This is a genomic window from Natronolimnohabitans sp. A-GB9, from assembly GCF_030848565.1.
Taxonomy (GTDB): Archaea; Halobacteriota; Halobacteria; order Halobacteriales; family Natrialbaceae; genus Natronolimnohabitans.
On record NZ_JAVDDV010000007.1, the window covers coordinates 201784 to 218484 of the forward strand.

Below are 16701 nucleotides of genomic sequence, written 5' to 3' on the forward strand. Positions count from 1 at the left end.
ATGCGACCCACGAGACGCGGCTGGACGGCCCTCGTCGTCGTCGCGGCCGCGATGGTCATGAGCTGGCAGTTCGGTCCACGGGCGCTCAACGCCGTGGTGGCTCCGCTGATCGTCGTCCTGGTCGCCGGGGTGGTCGCGACCGTCCGGGTCGATCGTCCCACGGTTCGACGCGTCCCCGTCGCCGAAGGAGCCGTCGGTGAGCGACGAACGGCTGAACTCGTCGTCGAGAGCGACGCGACCGTCTCGGCGACGGTCAGCGACGCCGTCGGCGACGGGCTCTCGGTCCTCGAGAGCGAGGGTCGTGGAACGGCGACAGTCGACGACGACACGCCAGTCGTCGAGACGACGCTTACGGACACGAATCGGTTCGCCTACGACGTCCGGCTCGAGGCCCGCGGCGAACGCCGGCTCGGACCGGTTTCGATCACCGTCACCGATGTCCTCGGGCTCGTCGAACGCCGGTTCCGATACGAAGAGTCGACGACTACTCTTGTTTACCCGCGCGTGCGCGATGTCCGGGCTGGCCACGGCGACGCCCTCCAGTCGTTCGCCGACGCGGTCGCCGGCCGGGACCGCGAGGCGTTCGACCACCTCCGGGAGTACCAGCGGGGCGACTCCCTGCGGGACGTCCACTGGAAGTCCGCCGCGAAGCGTCCCGACGCCGACCTCGTCGTCACGGAGTACGCTGCCGACGAGGACACCGGCACCGTGACGATCGCCGCCGACTGTGTGCCCGGCCGAGACGACGAACTGGCGACGGCCGTCGCGAGCGTCGCCGACTTCTTGCTCGAGGCCGGCGTCGACGTCGGCGTCGTCCTGCCGGACACGGCGTACGAACCGGGCTCAGGGGGAGACCACCGACGCGATCTCCTGGCCGCGTTCGCCGTCCTTGAGGCCGGCGAACTCGAGGAGAGTATCCGGGAATCGGCAGACGTGCTGATACGGGTAGACGACGACGGAACGGCCGTCGTCCTCGACGATCGGACGATTCCCTTCGAGCGACTCGTCGGCGAGCGCGAATCGGGGGTGGTCCCGTGAGCACGGATTCGTCGCCGGACAGGAGTTCGCACGCCGGCGACCGAACAGTCGACCTCGAGCTCGACGGCACGATCGGTCCGGAGACGTTCCGGCTGCTCGCGTGTTGTTGCGTGCTGGTCCTGACGGCGGCGTACGTAAGCGTCCTGCGCGAGGTGACCCGGGCGGTCGGCGGCACCGAGGTGCTGTTCGGCCTCGTCGGCGCGATGGTGCTCGCAGCGACGGTCCTCGCCTGGACGATCCGCCCCCGGACTGCGACGGTGCTTGCGGTCGCCGCCGGCGCGGTCGGCTTCGCCTACTATCTCGAGCGTGCCGGCCTCGGCGTCGACGTCGTGCTCTCGGCGAGCGATACGATTGCGAGGGACACCGCCGCGCTCGCGACCGGGCTCCCGCTGATCCGGATGGTCGAAGCGGGGACCTGGACGCTGGCGTTCGTCCCGACGCCGGTGTTCCTCTCGTGGTATCTCGCCGTCCGGGGCCGGTACGGACTCGCCGTCGTCCCCGGCGGCGCCGCACTGTGCTTTCTCGTTCTGACCGGCGATGCCGGAACGACGGTCACGCTGCTCGGAACGCTCGCGGCTATCGGCGCCGTCGGCTTCGGCGAACTCGAGCGACGAGGCGGATCGATCGCCCAGGCAGACCTGCTCGCGGCCCTCTTTGCCCTGATCATCGTCCTTTCGCTGTCGGTCACGTTCGTCCCCGGCGGCTCGGGCACGCCTGGACACTTCGCCGGCAACGAGGACGGGACGCTCGAGGGAACGATCGATTACGCCTCCGAACGGTCGGGAATCGGCGGCTCCGTCGACCTCTCGCCGGCGGTCAGATTTACCGTCGAATCCGAGCAGGCATCCTACTGGCGAACGGGCGTCTACGACCGGTTTACCGGTGACGAGTGGGTCCGGACCGGCGAGCACGGCAACTACGACGGTCCACTCGGGGAACCGCCCGGCGACGGCGAACGCGTCGAACAGCTGGTCACCGCCGAGACCGAACTGGGCGTCATGCCCGCGGCCCCACACCCGATCGCCGTGGAGGGCGATCTCGCCGAGTACACCGACGTCTCCCAACAGGGACAGTTCCATCCCGAGACGCCGGTCCTCGAGGGAGACACCTACGCCGTCGAGAGCGTGATCGCCGATCCCGACCCGGACGCGCTTCGGAACGCAGGAACCGACTACCCCGAGCCAGTCACTGACCGCTACCTCCAGACACCCGAGGGCGTCTCGAGCGAGTTCGAAGAGCGCACCGCGGAGATCACCGACGACGCAGACACGCCCTACGAGACGGCCGTCGCGATCGAATCGCATCTCCGCTCGTCGAAGGGCTACTCGCTCGATCTCGAGCGTCCCGACGGCAACGTCGCCGAGGAGTTCCTCCTCGAGATGGACGAGGGCTACTGCGTTTACTTCGCGACGACGATGGTCCAGATGCTGCGCGCCGAAGACGTACCGGCACGCTACGTCACCGGCTACACGAGCGGCCAGCAGGTCGACGACGACGAGTACGTCGTCCGTGGCACCGACGCCCACGCCTGGGTCGAGGTCTACTTCCCCGACCAGGGCTGGGTCGCCTTCGAGCCGACCCCGAGTGATCCCCGCGACGACGTCCACAGCGACGCGGTCCAGCAGGCTCGCTCCGACGGCGACGAGAGCGTCGACACCGACACGAGCGAAGACGTGCCGATCACCGACGACGAAGACGAGAGCGAAGCGTCCGAAGAGAACGCCGAGACGCCGGACGTCGGCGAAGACGAGGACCGAGACTGGAACGACTCCGAGACGGACCCCGGCTACGAATCGGACGACGACGGGACAGACAGGGAGCGAAACGAGACCGAACCGGGCGAAACCGAATCACCCGACTCTACGACGACGGATGAGCCAATCGAAGACGACGAAGCAGACTGGCGAACGACCCTCCTCGAGCTCGTCTCGATCTCTCGAGAGGCGGCCACCGTCGGCGTCGTGGTGCTGATCGGGCTGGCCGCAAGCGTCCACCGGGCCGGAATGACTACGCGGCTACGACGGACCATCGGGCGCTACTGGCAACGGCCCACCGACGACCCCGACCGGGACGCCGCACGCGCCTATCGGCGCCTCGAGTCCCTGTTGGCCCGCGAATACCGACCGCGCGAACCCTCCGAGTCGGCCCGACGCTACCTCGAGTCGCTCGAGGCCGAATCCGACGCGGAGATCGATCCGCGCGTCGAATCCGTCGTCGACTGCTACGAACGCGCGAGATACGGCGGCGGCGTAGGTCGCGCGACGGCAGACGAGGCGATCGCGGTCGTCGACGATATCGCCCGGAAGCGGCTCCCGATCGTCGGTTCGTGGCGGAACTGATCGGTCGCTCACTGAAAAAGAACCGCGTGACGGAATACGGGTCCCGATAGTGTTTAATATGGGCGATTCGTACCATGGAACGTAATGTCGGAAGTCTGCTCGACGTGCGGGCTGCCTGAGGAACTCTGCGTCTGTGAGGACGTAGCCAAGGGCCAACAGCAACTCAACATCCGCATTGACGAGCGCAGATACGGTAAAGAGGTAACGATCATCGAAGGATTCGATCCGAAGGACGTCGACCTGGATAGTCTCTCGTCGGATCTCAAGTCCAAGTTCGCCTGTGGTGGCACCGTCGAGGACGGCCAGATCGAACTTCAGGGCAACCACACGGGACGTATCGAGGAGTTCCTTCGGGACCGCGGCTTCAACGTCGCCTAACTCGAGCCCGCCGATGATCTGAGACGACTTCCGAACCTCACGGCCGTCTCGTAACGCCTTCTCAGCGACTCGCGATTTTCCGTTTTTCCAGCCGCCAAGTCTCCGACTTCTCTCGGCGACGGGACGAGGGATCGATACGGTCGTTCGGACTGTCTACATTAGGGACAGGCAGAGTGTCCCGGGCCACCGTGTCCTGGAGGGGCCGACTCCCACGGACACAACACGTGTTCGGGTATTCACCCTTGAACGGGCGTGAACCATACTTTGCGGTGAGCGCGGGAGAAAGTAAAGATCGTTGCGCAGCGAGGGTAGACACGGACGCCGCGGGTCACCGCGCCCGCGGTACTTCACTAAAACGGCGATTCGGCGTTTGTCGATTCCTCCGTGTCGTCGTCCTCGCGGACGAGCCCGAACTTCATCCCATATTTCTCGAGTCCGCCTTCCATGCTCTCGACGCGAGCGTCTGCAGTGCCCTCATACGAGCCGATGAGCTGTGCCGCCTGGACGCTCGCCTTACCATGCGGGCAGACCGTCACGATGTGGTCTTCGCCCTCGAGTTCCTCGATACGACTTGAAAGTTCGTGGAACGGAAGGTTCTCGCTGTCGGGAATGTGGCTGTGGTTGAAGCTCCGCTCGTCGCGGATGTCGACGACACAGACGTCGCCATTGTCCTCGAGGAGTTCCTTGACCTCGTCTGGGGAGATTTCGCCGTCCATTACCGTCGCGTTAGAACGCCGGGTGAATAAGCCCACGGGTCGGTTTCACGCACAGATGGCTCGAGTCCGCAGCGAGTCCAATCTCGGAGCGACCGTCACACGGGCTACGCCGGGAGACTCGAGGAGGCCCGCCGACGCCGGCGACCCACTCGATTGACAACTGCCGACCGTATCACAGCAGGCCGTCTTCTTTCGCCAGCAACAGCGCCGTCATCGTCGAGTCGTTGGCCGGCTGCTCGCGAGCGCGCTCGAGAGCCTCGTCGACTGGCACCGTCGTCACCTCGAGGAACTCGTTGGTATCTAGTTTGCGCTCGCCAGGCTCGAGTCCTTCGGCGAAGACGATCCCCCGGTCGTGGCGGAGGACGCCAGTTGCGACCGCGTATTCCTGGAGAAGAGCCGTGCTCGTGGGCCTGAAGCCGGTTTCCTCCTCGAGTTCGCGTTCGGCCGCGGCCGTGTAGGACTCGCCGTCCTCGACGATACCAGCGGGGAGCTCGAGGTGGGTCTCGCGGATCGTCGGCCGGAACTGTTCGACGAAAAGGAGCCGGTCATCGTCCGTCGAGTCGGTGTCGTCGACGGACGCGACGAGGTCGCCCTCGATCTTTGCGACCACGACGACCGCCGGCGGAAGATCCGCCCAGTAGTAGCGATTTGCCGTGCCGTCGGGCTGTTCGAGTAGGTCGTAGCCGCCGTCGTACCACGGCGTCTCGTACTCGGTGACTTCCTCGCGGAGTTCCCACGTTTCGGGAACGCCGTCCTCGTCTGGTGCCGTCATCGGGAGTAGCTGTCGGCCTCGAGCGGGTAATAGGTGCCGTTTGGCGGATCGGTTCCGTCGGACGAGATGGACGTAAATCGAGTGGGGAACGTATTAATATTGACCCATCAATCCACGTGAACGAGCGACACGGGCACAGAACTGAAAGACCATGTATCCAACAACTGAATAGAATATCGCAGTTCCACAAAGAATCCCAATTTCGAGGAGCGAAAACTCCCACAATCGAACGCCATCTCGCATCGCCACCTGCATCATCGACGATCCTTGCACCAGGGGGAGAAGTGCCAGGAGATTACTCCCCGCACTTGGTGCTGCAATCAATCCGATAATTACGAACTGCATGAGTTGAGACACACTATCTAGCTTTTTATATATCAGCGTAAGTCCGGCAAAAATAAAGCCAATACCAACGATCGACATTAGCGTTAGCAACGCTATTGGAAGTATCGAAATGACATCAAATGCCAAATATCTCCCTGTAGAGACCATCATGAGAGCTAGTATAAGCATGCCGAGAATGAGGCTCAAAAAGATATTCACACAGACTTTTGAGATCATTATAGTCCCGAACCCGTGAGGAGACATATACAACTGTTCGAGTGTTCCCCATCTCGATTCTTGTGTAACTTCTCTTGAAAGGCTGAAATACGCAGTCTGGGCCATCGTCCAGAGGAACCAACCCACGATAAAAGCGTCGAGCGTCGATCCAAGTGATCCAGCTCCGGATCCACCAACGTTCTCTACCGCAGCTTGTCCTCCGAAGAAGATAATGGCGAAAAACAAATAGATTCCTAGTATTTGTGCAGCGAAGTTGACCTTGTACCTAGCAAGCAGCAAAAAATTCATTCGTAAAACCGTCCATAGTAATAAACCGACACTCGCAGTACGGGCCGACGTGCCACCGCTGGCTTTCGCATTGCTCATCACAGGGTACCTCCGTTCCGTTGTTGTGCCAGTGGTAACTCTTCGGTCCCCTTCTGGTCAGTAATCCGTAGGAATACCTCCTCTAGATCCGGTTCGACACTTTCGACTGATTTGACAGTCACGCCGAGCCGTTTGAGGGAGTCTACCATACAGTAAAACTGGTCTTCAGGGACTTGGACGCGAAACGTCGTTTGGCCATGATAGTGTTCAAACGATTCGACGGTGAGTTCGGACTCGAGACGTTGACAATCACGTTCCGACAGGCTCCCGTCTACAGTCACTTCGTACACTTTCAGGTTGAAAATATCGAGAAGACGGTCAACAGTATCGTCTGCAACGATGTCTCCATCGTTCAGAATGATCACTCTCTCACAAACATCTTGGATAACATCCATGTCATGGCTGCACAATAGCACTGTCGTCCCCTCCTGGTCCACTAAGCGACGGAGTTCTTTTCGCAACTCCAGTGAACTCTCGATATCAAGTCCTAGTGCAGGTTCGTCAAGAATAATCACCTGCGGCTCTTTGACCATCGTCGCTGCAAGTGACACTTTCTGTTTTTGCCCTCTCGAAAGTTCACGAACGGGGGTATCTGCTTTCTCGGCAATATTGAACTGTTCTAACAGTTCGTCGATCCGATCCTTCCGGCTTCTGTAATCTAGCCCGCCGATGACCGAAAAGATCTCTAAATTTTCACGGACAGTCAATCGCCAGTACGTGTTTCTGGCCCCCTCTAACATCGCACCAACCCGCTTGTGCGCGGCTCGTTGGTCGTGATGGACGTCACGACCATGTATACGAACGGTTCCGCTGGTTGGGTATACCAGCGACAGTATCGATTTGATAATAGTCGTCTTTCCTGCCCCATTCGGTCCAAGGATGCCGACCGCCGTACTCTGCTCAATATCGAAAGTTACCCCGTCAACGGCCCGTACTTTACTCTCACCACTGCCGTACTCTTTGACGAGATCCTCGACCGAAATTGCAGCATGTTCAGTGTACGTATATTCATGTCCACCCACGTGTGAGTCAACCGATTCTGCTACTTCACCCATACTATCCTCTAGCCCACGGTTTGTTCCCTTCATCGAGAATTCTGATCCAGTATAAGGTAGAAATAATCTACCTCGTTTGCTTATTTAGCGATCCGTGCAGTGTCTTCGGTCTTACCCGTCGATTTCGAGACCGAGACCGAGTCCGAGGTCGATATCAGGTAGGATTCCACCAAGCATTTGTATTCACCTCCTTTGAATCGAATGGCTTCGATCACAACTTTAACTTATCTCTACTAGTCGTATTATGATCGTCGCCATTCATCTTGGCGTAGAGAGGTTTGAGTATTAAACATTTCGAATCACTATTCAGTACTCGAAATTGTCACTAGCGACCGTTTCTCTCGATCTTAAGTTCCGACACAGACCGATCGATGGTAGAACGAGGATGTCAGACGGACCGCTGTACGATGTACTGTCGACCTCGCTCTGGTAATCGGCAGAGCGTGACGACAGCAGACCGTATCAGCAGTTGGGGTCCGAACACCGACTGCTACTGGTTGGAGGCCCGTCGCTCGAGTTACAGGACACAACCGCTCGGTCTGTCCCACGTAATCCTCGAGCGAGCGGGTGTGCACTACCGTGCCGTGACTGCGATAGTTTTCACGAAGTCCATAAAATTCAGTCCATAAATAATTTCTTCTCCGATACTTCTCGAAATTCGACAGCAACGACGCCGACGTCCGTTCTTTCGTCAAACCAACAGATAAGCGAAAGCGATATATAATACTTCTCGAATGTTCAGTATACAATGATCAATCCGCAATCAGAAGATGGGAACGGGGGTACAGGACTGCTGACGCGACGGACGGCACTGCTCGGACTCGGTGGGGTCGCCGGCGGTGGCCTGCTCGGCTACCGTGCATTTCTTTCCGAAGACGAGCCTGCGTTCGCGTTCGATGGAGAGCTAGGGCTCTCGGCAGAGAATCTAGAGATCAACACCGTCGACGGGAACGTCGAGTCGATCGAACTCAGTCCCGAGGCGACTACCGTCGAGATCAGTTGGATAAATTTCCCGCAAAGCGAGTTCGAGGATGACGGTGAGGTACCAGATAATATCGATGACGAGTTCGAGGTCACTATCTCACTCGAGAAAGACGGGACAGAAGACGAGCTAACGACGTTTACCCTCGACTTACCTAACGCGAGCGATAATCTCCCCCACAACGAGTACGACGAGGACGACCACGAGCCAAGCACGACGCTATCAGAGGCAGATGTCGAAGAGGAAGATGTCGATCTCACTGATCACACGGAGATCAGTGAAGACTACAGCGAGTTCGAACCAGAAGATGACGAGGATGAGAAAGAAACCGATCTACGCTTCGAAGTCGAGGTCACGTCGACGACTCTCAGTGAGGCCGATTATGGAGACGAGGAACACACGGCAACTGACTCGGATGATCTGACAGTTACCGTGACCGACGAAGACGCAGAAATCTCTGTCGGCGGCACTATCGAACTCGAGGGCGAGAGTGGAACAGAAGCATACTCAGACGAAGACGAAGAGTAAAATAACACAGTTCCGGTAATTCGTATCGTCCTGAATAACCGACCTGGTAGACAGCACTCCTGTCTACTGGACTCGAGCAGTATTTGCCCATTCCGTACAGATAGCTATGGATATTGATGATAAGTATACGATCTCTCGACGGACTGTTATTGCTGGTGCGGCGGGCCTCGGTGCAATCGGTGGGACTGGGGTTGGACACCGCATCTACAGGGAAGAGCCCACACTTGCTATTCGTACCGACGTTCCGAGTACAGACATCACCGTCGGCCTGGATGACGACGTGATCGTTCCAGGCGAGGACCTCTCGTTCGAACTCGAGTACCGCGGCTTTCATCGCCGGTTCATTCACGGGGCTCCAGTCGATCGGCCGGAGGAGTTCGACATGACGATCGCAGTCCAGCCGGCGTTTGCCGACGAGCCGGAACCGATAGCGACTGGGACAGTTGGATCGGGGTCGGTTCCAAACGACGTCGTCTCTGCGTCGTTCGACTCGGAGACCTTTTCGCCGTCGAAACTCGACCTCGCCGATCACCCAACAGTGTCCAAAGAGTACACCGAGTTCAGACCGGCCGAAACTGACGAAATAGCAAAAACAGTCGTCGATATTATCGTCACTGCCGAATCCAGAAGTTACGGTATCACTGCGTCGCAAACCCATTCAGTCGTCGTCACCGTCCTGAAGGAGGTCGCCCTCGAGGTCGCTTCCGGGCCGGTTCACGATGCAGTTGTCGTCGAACTGGCTGATGGCAAGATCACGTCGATGGCGATCGACGGGCCAGCGCTTCCGATCGGCGTAACCTATCGTCGATTCGACGACGACGTTGCTCATCAGGACGACGAGTTCACTGTCAGTCTCCTCGCCCGACCGGAATTTTCCGATGACCTCGAGACGATCGCAACGGGTACGATCGATGCGGGTGAGACACCGTCCGATACAGTAACCAGCGTGTTCTCCGAGAAACGAATCGACCTCGCGGACCACTCCGCGATCTCAGCGGAGTACTCGGCGTTCGAATCGGGCGACGAGGGCGAGTCCATCACCACTCTCGAGGTCGTCGTCCTCGTCGAATCGAAGACGTACGACGTCACAGCCTTCGACAGTACTAGCGTCGTGATTATCATGACCGACGAGGAAGATACTGTCGTCTCGAGGCCGAGCCGACCGTCGAAGCCACCAACGGACGACGAGGCGACGGTCGACGTCGGTGGAACGATCGTTCTCGAAGGACAAGCGGCAAACGAACCAATCGACCCGAATTCGGAGGACTAGCGATGGACGACACAAACGAGACCTCGAGTGTCGACCGACCGATCTCGAGGCGAACAGCGCTGCTCGGTCTCCTGGGCGGCGTCGCGGGATCAGCAATCGGCTACGACCGTCTTCTTAGAACTGACGAATCAGCATTCGCAGAAACTGATCTCGAGTTGACCACTGAAGGCGAAGAAATCCCAACAGAAGGAGGACGTGTGAATAAAATGTTAGTTAGCAAGGAATCGACGGTTGAGATTGACTACAAAAACATACCATCCACACTCAAGGATGAGTTCGAGCTTACGCTCGAGGCGAACCCATACGTTGATCGCGACCTGCCACCCCATTTAGATGGGACTCACCACTCCGGGTGGAGCGATCCACACGAAAAACCACCAGACGATCTTGAAGCGGTGTTTGATAGCCTGGATGGAGAAGGAAACGAAGAGAACCCATATAAAATAACCAACGATCATGAATTACAGGCGATAAAGGCCACCGAAGACTCCCTCAAGGCACATTACGAACTAACACAAAATATTGATGCATCTGGAACAGATCAGTGGGAATGGGAAGCCGATTCTTCCACCGGCTTTGATCCAATCTGGAGCCCTGATCGAGGGCTTCCGGGTTTTGATGAACAAGTGCCGTTTTCCGGAAAAATAAATGGAAACGGCTATAAGGTATTTGGTTTGACAATAAATAGATATGATGATGAGGCAATCGGGTTTGTCGGTGTAAATAATGGAACGATCGAGAATATTGGGCTAGTAGGATGCGAAATTGAGAGTGAAGAAGATGTTGTAGGTGGGATCGCAGGTGCAAACTCCGGAGAGATACGAAATTCGTATATATGGGATTCTACAGTTACTGGCAATGACGACGCTGTCGTCATCGGTGGACTGGCAGCGTTGAGTAACGGCTCGATAAAACGTTCCTATGCGGGGTGTCAAGTAGAACTTACGACTTCTGAGGAAGCAGTAATAGTTGGAGGGCTTCTTGGAGCAAATGTCGAAACAAGCGGGGAGACGACGAGAGAGGGGATAGTGTCGGAGTCATATGCGGATTGTAAATTGAATATCGACATTGAAGACGAGGACACCACTTGCGTTACCGGCGTGTTAACTGGCATTAATTTGGCAACCATTTCGAATTCGTATGCTCGTGGTGAACTCGAGACTGAAGGGGAGACCGATCCTGAATCACTACTTGGTGCTATAATCGGTATCATCATCGGTGGAATTGGTGATGAAGCATCTGCGGTGATTGCTGGTGGTCTTGTCGGCTCAAACTTCGTCGCTGAACAGGATGACGACATCGGCGGATTGTTGGGCCTTGTTCTTGGGTTGCTTGGAATAGTTCTTGAGCTACTGACGGATCTCCTTGGACTCCTTCTCTTCGGCATTGACGATGGCGACCTCGCCAGTGAAACCGGGATGATTGAGTCGTCGTATGCCGCAGTGAAACGGATTGACGTTGCTGATGTCGACGAAGATGAGAGTGCCTTTGGAGGATTCGTCGGTGCGAACGAGGGTGATGAAAAGGAGGGCGAGATTACGGGTAGTTACTGGGACGACAACCTGTTAGATCTCCCTGGGGCCGGAGGTATCGGAAGCCCAGATGGGTTAGAAGGATTATCAACTAACGACATGACAGGAAGTGGTTCGTTAGATGAGATGGGCGGATTAAGCGGGGAGAAGTGGGAGGAGATAACGGAGCCAGAAGATGACTATCCACAGCTTCAGGAAAACCCCGAACCGCCTGAGAAAACAGGTAGTTCCACCGAATTCGAACCGATCCTCGAGGAAGTACCGGTATCTCTCGATGACTTTCCTGACGAGGGAGAGGTGAAACTCTCCGAAATCATTGACGACGAAGAGAATATCCTACTCGGGAAACACGATGCGATCACTGACGGCGACGAGGACGACGGGACTGCCTACAGACAGTTCGAGCCGTATCCAGGCGTTGGACGGAAAACGAAGATTGACTTCAAACTCGTCCTCGAACACGACGACGAGGACATCGGAGCGGTCGTCGAGACGACTGAAAGTGCAACAGTACACGTCCGTATCCCAGGTATCACTGACGAATGAATCGTTCCGTCGTCGTTTTTCTCAGTGCGTTCCTCGTCGTCGTCGGCCTCCTCTACGGCCTCTCGCTAGCCGTCGCCGTCCACGAGGTCCCCACCGACAGCATGGAGCCGACGATCGAACAGGACTCGAGTATCGTTGTCCTCGATTGGGGAGACCACGACGACCTCGAGGACGGGGAAGTGATCGTCTTTCGGGTCGACGGCGATGACTCGGACCAGCTCGTGGTCCACCGGACGGTGACCTACGTCGACGAAGGCGACAACTGGGTTGATGATCTCGAGGACGATTCGCTCACCTGTGAGACAGCGGTCCACTGTCCGGCCCCGAACGAGGGATACATCACGAAGGGGGACGCCAACCCATCGTACGATCAGGAGACCGGACTCACGCGACCGGTCGAACCGGACTGGATCGAAGGCACGTACTGGCGATCCGTCGGCGTATAGCTCCCGCTTCGAGAAGCGTACGGCTCAGATAGCGATTCCGACGAGACGGTTGGACAACACGAGTCGACGATCGGTCGCGCGACTGCGACCGTCATCCGCGGGAACGGCCGCGAATTCGCGACCGACGGATCACTGCCTGCTGTCCGCCAGCATTACTGTATCAGCTCTCGGTAGAGCCGTCCGAACGCCTGGCGTCGAAGAGTCGCGATCGCCGCCTCCTCCTCGTTCTGGAAGGTCGCGGCGACGGCCTCATCTTCGGGGCCAGCGTGCCAGACCACGTTGTCGACGTTCTCGTGGCCGACGACAGATACCGTTCCGTCGTACCCGTCACGCCACGCAGCGAACTCCTCGCGAGTTCCGACGTGGACCTCGAGTAAGCTCGCGAACAGGGCGTCACGGGCAGTTTCGACGACCTCGCCCGAGACGCGGTCGTCGTACTCCTCGCGGTCGAACTCCATGGCCTTGGCGACCTCGCGAACGACGGTCTGTGCCGCGGGACCGACGTCTGTATACTGCTCACGAGCCTCCGCCGCCGACGTCGGCGCGAACGTCCCGACAGTGTGCATACCGCGAGGTGCTCGGGGAAGCCAGTTACCAGTTTCGCGTTCTACGCGTCGTCCGCAGCGTCGGTTCCATCGTCGTCGTCAATGGCGCTATCGTCGACACCGGACTCCTGCATCCGTTCGGTCAGTTCCCGGGCTTCCTGGAGGACGCTTTCGGCCTCCGAGGTCAACGATCCGCGGCCGGGCTGGCGGCTTTGCTGGGCGATTCCCTCCTCGAGACCAGCCGGCCGCCCGTGGTCGTGGTCGTGGTCGTGGCCAGACGCCTCGAACTCCGGCGTCTCGATCTCGGGAGCGTGCTGGCTGACGATTTCGCCTAACTCCTCGGGGGTACAGTCGCCCCAGTTCGGTGCGTACTCGGCGAGCCACTCGCCGTGATCCGCCCGCCCGAGTGAGGCGGTGACAGCGAGGTGGTTCGCGAGGTGTTCCGCGTCGGCCTGCTCGGCGCCACAGACTGGACACGCGTATCCCATAGACGCGGGTTAGAGCGCCGGCGGTAAAACGGCCACGTCCGAGCCTTGACCTCGTCGAGACAGTCACTCGAGTTTGCGGACCATCACGATCGCGTCCTCACCGTTCTCGTAGTAGCCCGGCACCCGGCGAAGCGGCTCGAAGTCGAACTCGCGGTAGAGCCGTTTCGCGCCCTCGTTCGAGCGCCGAACCTCGAGTTTGACCGAGTCAGCGCCGTGGGCCGCGAGGACGGCCAGCGATCGTCTGAGTAAGGCGGTTCCGATGCCCGAGCCCCGGCAGTCGGGGTCGACGGCGATGTCTTTGACGTGTCCGAGTTGGCGACCGAAGTTCCGGTTGACGTCGGCGACGACGTAGCCGGCGATCTCGCCGTTTTGGACTGCAACGAGGAAGCCGGGTTCGCCGAGGAACCGCTCGAAGGCGTCGTACGGCCACGGCTGGGGAAACGACTCGTTCTCGATGCGGACAACCGCGAGTAAATCCGCACGCTTGGCTGGACGGATCGAGAGCCCGCTCCCATCGTCTGCTCCAGACACCGGCCTCGTCACGGACGACAGTAGCGTGTCCAACGATAAAAACGGTCCCGTCCGTATTTCGGACGAGACATCGCGTCCGTTTCTCGGATGCGACAGCACCATCCGAGAACGTGATCAGTTGTCGGCGCCTTCGTTGTCCGTCTCGGCGCGTTCGTCTTCGTCTCCGATCACGGTGGTCGGTTCCTGGTCTTCCGTACCGCCGTACTGGGTCTGTTCCTCGTCGGACTGGGTTGATTCGTCGTCAGTCATTGAATCACTCCGTGGAAATCGCGTCGGTCTCGTAGCGGCAGGTCTTCTCGGCAGCCGCCGTACGCATGCTCCGAGCGGTGGTTTGCGGGTTTCGCGAAAAAGTCGCCAGCCTGCGACAGCAGGCGAAATCGGACCTGTGCGTCGGTATCTCATTTCGGTTCCGTGACTCGAGGACAGTTTGCCTTACATACCAGGCATTTTTGCCGCATATCCGACGATGGGCCTAGTTCGTCCAGTGTCCCTCGACCGACTCACAGTCAGCTTGGTTGACCACGTCCAACCCGCCGACTGGTTTTATCGACGATCGCCCACTCTGTACCCAGTACCGTGCGGGGATACTGGTACGCGAGGACAGCGAGTACAAACGTGGGCCGCCTCGAACTTACAAGTTGACTGTCTACTCACGGGCGCTTAAATCAGCTATCGCTTCGAAAGTCGTTCGAAACGGCCCGTCCGTCATCCGTTGGCTCGAGATAATAGCGTCTCGGAGATAACGGCAGGACTATCCTGTACAGCCGAGCACGGGTATCGTTTGCAGCCGAAACGGTACTTATGCGTTTACCGTTCAAAGGGGTATCTATGACTGACGCAGCCGAATGCAAACCACAGTCGATCGACGACGAGCAAGACAACGTGCGTGACGATGCTCACCTTAACGACATCGAGGAAGGGGCCGGTTGCACGGAGATCTGGGAGCACCTCGCCGAACAACGCGACGAATGAACGAATCGCGTCGACGGCGACTTTTTACCGTCAAAGCAGGTAGTGTAATACATGTCTAACGATCGTCCCGGTGACCGTTCACGTGGTCATCAGGAGAATGATCGATCGATCCCGACGGACCGTGAATCGCCCGTCGGTGCACCCGTCATCCGGGGCGACGAATCGATCACCGGAACTCGCGCTCGCGAGGCCGTCCAGTTCGATCCCGACGACTCCGACAGCCTCGCGGATGCCGCCGAAACCGTCCGCGAGTTCGCCAGCGGCGAGACCAACGACGACCACCTCTTCATGCTGCGTGGCGCCGCCGCCTGCGCTGCTCTCGTCCGTGGTGAAGGATCGTACAAGGCAGCCGCCGAACGTGCAGGCGGTGACGCCACCATCTCGTTCATTCGAAAGTGGGCTCGCGTCCACGATCTACCGCGCTCGGTGCGCAAACAGGTCGCGCTTGGCCGAATCGCACCGACTGCCGCCAAGCACATCGCTCGCGTCGGTGGTGAAGCCCGGCTCTTGCTCGCCTGGTCCATCCTCGATGGCGACCTCACCGTTCGCCAGGTCCGCAGCGTTGCCAGCGCCGTCAACGACGGTGTCCCGATCAAACAGGCGCTCGCTGACTACGACGTTATGTTAGGCGAACTCGAACTCACGCTGTCGCCGTCGACCTACCGCGACCTCCGACGGCGTGCCTCGATCGACGGTGTCGACCCCGGAGCAATCGTCAGCGATGCACTCGAGGACTATTTCGAATAAGCGAGTGAATAACTCGCGATCACGTTTATCGGGAGTCCACTGCCGTGGCATTATAGACCATCCCACGACCGTCGGAGAAAGAAACGTTTAACCATCACTCCCGGGAAGTAGTATCCACAGGGCCGGTAGCTCAGTCTGGCAGAGCGTCTGGCTTTTAACCAGACGGTCGCGTGTTCAAATCGCGCCCGGCCCGCTTTCTGACGCCGAACAAATCCGTGATCGACAGGTAATCTAATCGGTGGGACTCGAACGCAGAGGGTACGTACGTTCAATCGTGTGTTCACGATCGCGCCCCTTCGACGCGCCTAAAACCCGACGACGGGATCGACGGACCTGTACTATCGTTGTCGGCCCAAAAGCGAACTGCAATTCGTGCCGTCAATTCACTCTTCGTTGGCGAACACGTCGTTTCTATACAGTTCGTCGATCGCGGCTACACCACCGCACCGGATCGTCCGTTCACACGATGTTTATGCATTCGCTTCGGTTCCACGTTTGCGTATCATGACTCGAGAGTGCCGACTTCTCAGCTGCAAACGGTTATCGTTCGGTTTTGGACAGTGATTCCGGTTCGTCGAACTCGAGAAAAATCGAACAGTGAGTGACCAACGACGGGACACAACTACATGGATACGGTTTGTATATCGGCTTTCCACACTATCCATTCGTCGATGGCCGGAAGCGGGACTACCACAAACAGAATAAAAGATAGTGCTACCGCTCACGAGTTAGCCCACGATAAAAGCCAAGGGCCGGATTTGAACCGGCGGTAGGCGGCTCTGCAGGCCGCTGCGTTCGGCCGGACTCTGCCACCTTGGCGCATTTGGGTGTAGACACTGCGGTCGTTTAAGCATAGCGGTACGGGACGGGCATTGTAGTAATCTGTCCC

Annotated in this window: 17 protein-coding genes and 2 tRNA genes; 10 read left to right on the forward strand and 9 right to left on the reverse strand. The window is 58.6% G+C overall.

The window, feature by feature from the left end; all coding sequences use genetic code 11:
• The 3 genes from RBH26_RS11865 (at position 1) to yciH (ending at position 3755) form a co-directional block, all read left to right on the forward strand.
• Positions 1-1038 (forward strand): DUF58 domain-containing protein, encoded by a 1038-nt coding sequence (locus tag RBH26_RS11865; RefSeq protein ID WP_306758511.1) that lies wholly within the window; start codon positions 1-3, stop codon positions 1036-1038.
• Positions 1035-3377: a DUF3488 and transglutaminase-like domain-containing protein gene (locus tag RBH26_RS11870; RefSeq protein ID WP_306758512.1), complete on the forward strand. Its 2343-nt coding sequence runs from the start codon at positions 1035-1037 to the stop codon at positions 3375-3377. Before RBH26_RS11865 ends, RBH26_RS11870 begins: the two co-directional genes overlap by 4 nt.
• Before the next feature lie 84 nt (positions 3378-3461).
• Positions 3462-3755, forward strand: a complete 294-nt coding sequence (yciH, locus tag RBH26_RS11875; protein WP_306758514.1) for a stress response translation initiation inhibitor YciH — start codon at positions 3462-3464, stop codon at positions 3753-3755.
• A 350-nt stretch (positions 3756-4105) separates the two neighbouring features.
• Here yciH and RBH26_RS11880 read toward each other — a convergent pair whose 3' ends face one another.
• From RBH26_RS11880 to RBH26_RS11895, 4 genes are all read right to left on the reverse strand, one after another.
• Positions 4106-4471: a rhodanese-like domain-containing protein gene (locus RBH26_RS11880; protein ID WP_306758515.1), complete on the reverse strand. Its 366-nt coding sequence runs from the start codon at positions 4469-4471 to the stop codon at positions 4106-4108.
• A gap of 172 nt (positions 4472-4643) precedes the next feature.
• Positions 4644-5243 (reverse strand): NUDIX domain-containing protein, encoded by a 600-nt coding sequence (locus tag RBH26_RS11885; protein ID WP_306758516.1) that lies wholly within the window; start codon positions 5241-5243, stop codon positions 4644-4646.
• 93 nt (positions 5244-5336) lie between these two features.
• Positions 5337-6170, reverse strand: coding sequence for an ABC transporter permease (locus RBH26_RS11890; protein ID WP_306758518.1), 834 nt, complete (start codon positions 6168-6170; stop codon positions 5337-5339).
• A complete protein-coding gene (locus RBH26_RS11895) occupies positions 6170-7225 on the reverse strand; it encodes an ABC transporter ATP-binding protein (RefSeq protein ID WP_306758519.1) in 1056 nt (351 codons plus the stop codon). Before RBH26_RS11895 ends, RBH26_RS11890 begins: the two co-directional genes overlap by 1 nt.
• 748 nt (positions 7226-7973) lie before the next feature.
• Here RBH26_RS11895 and RBH26_RS11900 point away from each other — a divergent pair.
• From RBH26_RS11900 to RBH26_RS11915, 4 genes are all read left to right on the forward strand, one after another.
• Positions 7974-8735, forward strand: a complete 762-nt coding sequence (locus RBH26_RS11900; protein ID WP_306758520.1) for a hypothetical protein — start codon at positions 7974-7976, stop codon at positions 8733-8735.
• Between the two features lie 106 nt (positions 8736-8841).
• Entirely contained in the window at positions 8842-10005 is a 1164-nt protein-coding gene (locus RBH26_RS11905; protein WP_306758522.1) for a hypothetical protein, read from the forward strand.
• Between the two features lie 2 nt (positions 10006-10007).
• Positions 10008-12083: a hypothetical protein gene (locus RBH26_RS11910; RefSeq protein ID WP_306758523.1), complete on the forward strand. Its 2076-nt coding sequence runs from the start codon at positions 10008-10010 to the stop codon at positions 12081-12083.
• Positions 12080-12529: a S26 family signal peptidase gene (locus RBH26_RS11915; RefSeq protein ID WP_306758524.1), complete on the forward strand. Its 450-nt coding sequence runs from the start codon at positions 12080-12082 to the stop codon at positions 12527-12529. Before RBH26_RS11910 ends, RBH26_RS11915 begins: the two co-directional genes overlap by 4 nt.
• A gap of 152 nt (positions 12530-12681) precedes the next feature.
• Here the strand turns inward: RBH26_RS11915 and RBH26_RS11920 are convergent, their stop codons facing one another.
• From RBH26_RS11920 to RBH26_RS11935, 4 genes are all read right to left on the reverse strand, one after another.
• Positions 12682-13095 carry a DUF5809 family protein gene (locus tag RBH26_RS11920; RefSeq protein ID WP_306758525.1) on the reverse strand — a complete coding sequence of 138 codons (414 nt, stop codon included), beginning with the start codon at positions 13093-13095 and terminating at the stop codon, positions 12682-12684.
• Positions 13096-13136: 41 nt separating this feature from the next.
• A complete protein-coding gene (locus RBH26_RS11925) occupies positions 13137-13562 on the reverse strand; it encodes a DUF5810 domain-containing protein (RefSeq protein ID WP_306758526.1) in 426 nt (141 codons plus the stop codon).
• 63 nt (positions 13563-13625) lie between these two features.
• Positions 13626-14105 carry a ribosomal protein S18-alanine N-acetyltransferase gene (rimI, locus tag RBH26_RS11930; RefSeq protein ID WP_306758527.1) on the reverse strand — a complete coding sequence of 160 codons (480 nt, stop codon included), beginning with the start codon at positions 14103-14105 and terminating at the stop codon, positions 13626-13628.
• Positions 14106-14207: 102 nt separating this feature from the next.
• Entirely contained in the window at positions 14208-14342 is a 135-nt protein-coding gene (locus RBH26_RS11935) for a hypothetical protein (protein ID WP_306758529.1), read from the reverse strand.
• Between the two features lie 579 nt (positions 14343-14921).
• Here RBH26_RS11935 and RBH26_RS11940 point away from each other — a divergent pair.
• The 3 genes from RBH26_RS11940 (at position 14922) to RBH26_RS11950 (ending at position 16005) form a co-directional block, all read left to right on the forward strand.
• On the forward strand, positions 14922-15065 hold the full coding sequence (locus tag RBH26_RS11940; RefSeq protein ID WP_306758530.1) for a hypothetical protein: 144 nt from the start codon (positions 14922-14924) through the stop codon (positions 15063-15065).
• Between the two features lie 51 nt (positions 15066-15116).
• Positions 15117-15812 carry a hypothetical protein gene (locus RBH26_RS11945; protein ID WP_306758531.1) on the forward strand — a complete coding sequence of 232 codons (696 nt, stop codon included), beginning with the start codon at positions 15117-15119 and terminating at the stop codon, positions 15810-15812.
• Positions 15813-15931: 119 nt separating this feature from the next.
• Positions 15932-16005, forward strand: a tRNA-Lys gene (locus RBH26_RS11950).
• A gap of 550 nt (positions 16006-16555) precedes the next feature.
• Here RBH26_RS11950 and RBH26_RS11955 read toward each other — a convergent pair.
• Positions 16556-16631 (reverse strand) — tRNA-Cys (locus tag RBH26_RS11955).
• Positions 16632-16701: the final 70 nt, after the last annotated feature.

What these genes read in the sequence shown, in the direction of transcription:
- RBH26_RS11865 (WP_306758511.1), top strand. Translation starts at nt 1, where the DNA reads ATGCGACCCACGAGACGCGGCTGGACGGCCCTCGTCGTCGTCGCGGCC.
- yciH (WP_306758514.1), top strand. Translation starts at nt 3,462, where the DNA reads ATGTCGGAAGTCTGCTCGACGTGCGGGCTGCCTGAGGAACTCTGCGTC.
- RBH26_RS11880 (WP_306758515.1), bottom strand. Translation starts at nt 4,471, where the DNA reads ATGGACGGCGAAATCTCCCCAGACGAGGTCAAGGAACTCCTCGAGGAC.
- RBH26_RS11885 (WP_306758516.1), bottom strand. Translation starts at nt 5,243, where the DNA reads ATGACGGCACCAGACGAGGACGGCGTTCCCGAAACGTGGGAACTCCGC.
- RBH26_RS11890 (WP_306758518.1), bottom strand. Translation starts at nt 6,170, where the DNA reads ATGAGCAATGCGAAAGCCAGCGGTGGCACGTCGGCCCGTACTGCGAGT.
- RBH26_RS11895 (WP_306758519.1), bottom strand. Translation starts at nt 7,225, where the DNA reads ATGGGTGAAGTAGCAGAATCGGTTGACTCACACGTGGGTGGACATGAA.
- RBH26_RS11900 (WP_306758520.1), top strand. Translation starts at nt 7,974, where the DNA reads ATGATCAATCCGCAATCAGAAGATGGGAACGGGGGTACAGGACTGCTG.
- RBH26_RS11905 (WP_306758522.1), top strand. Translation starts at nt 8,842, where the DNA reads ATGGATATTGATGATAAGTATACGATCTCTCGACGGACTGTTATTGCT.
- RBH26_RS11910 (WP_306758523.1), top strand. Translation starts at nt 10,008, where the DNA reads ATGGACGACACAAACGAGACCTCGAGTGTCGACCGACCGATCTCGAGG.
- RBH26_RS11915 (WP_306758524.1), top strand. Translation starts at nt 12,080, where the DNA reads ATGAATCGTTCCGTCGTCGTTTTTCTCAGTGCGTTCCTCGTCGTCGTC.
- RBH26_RS11920 (WP_306758525.1), bottom strand. Translation starts at nt 13,095, where the DNA reads ATGCACACTGTCGGGACGTTCGCGCCGACGTCGGCGGCGGAGGCTCGT.
- RBH26_RS11925 (WP_306758526.1), bottom strand. Translation starts at nt 13,562, where the DNA reads ATGGGATACGCGTGTCCAGTCTGTGGCGCCGAGCAGGCCGACGCGGAA.
- RBH26_RS11935 (WP_306758529.1), bottom strand. Translation starts at nt 14,342, where the DNA reads ATGACTGACGACGAATCAACCCAGTCCGACGAGGAACAGACCCAGTAC.
- RBH26_RS11940 (WP_306758530.1), top strand. Translation starts at nt 14,922, where the DNA reads ATGACTGACGCAGCCGAATGCAAACCACAGTCGATCGACGACGAGCAA.
- RBH26_RS11945 (WP_306758531.1), top strand. Translation starts at nt 15,117, where the DNA reads ATGTCTAACGATCGTCCCGGTGACCGTTCACGTGGTCATCAGGAGAAT.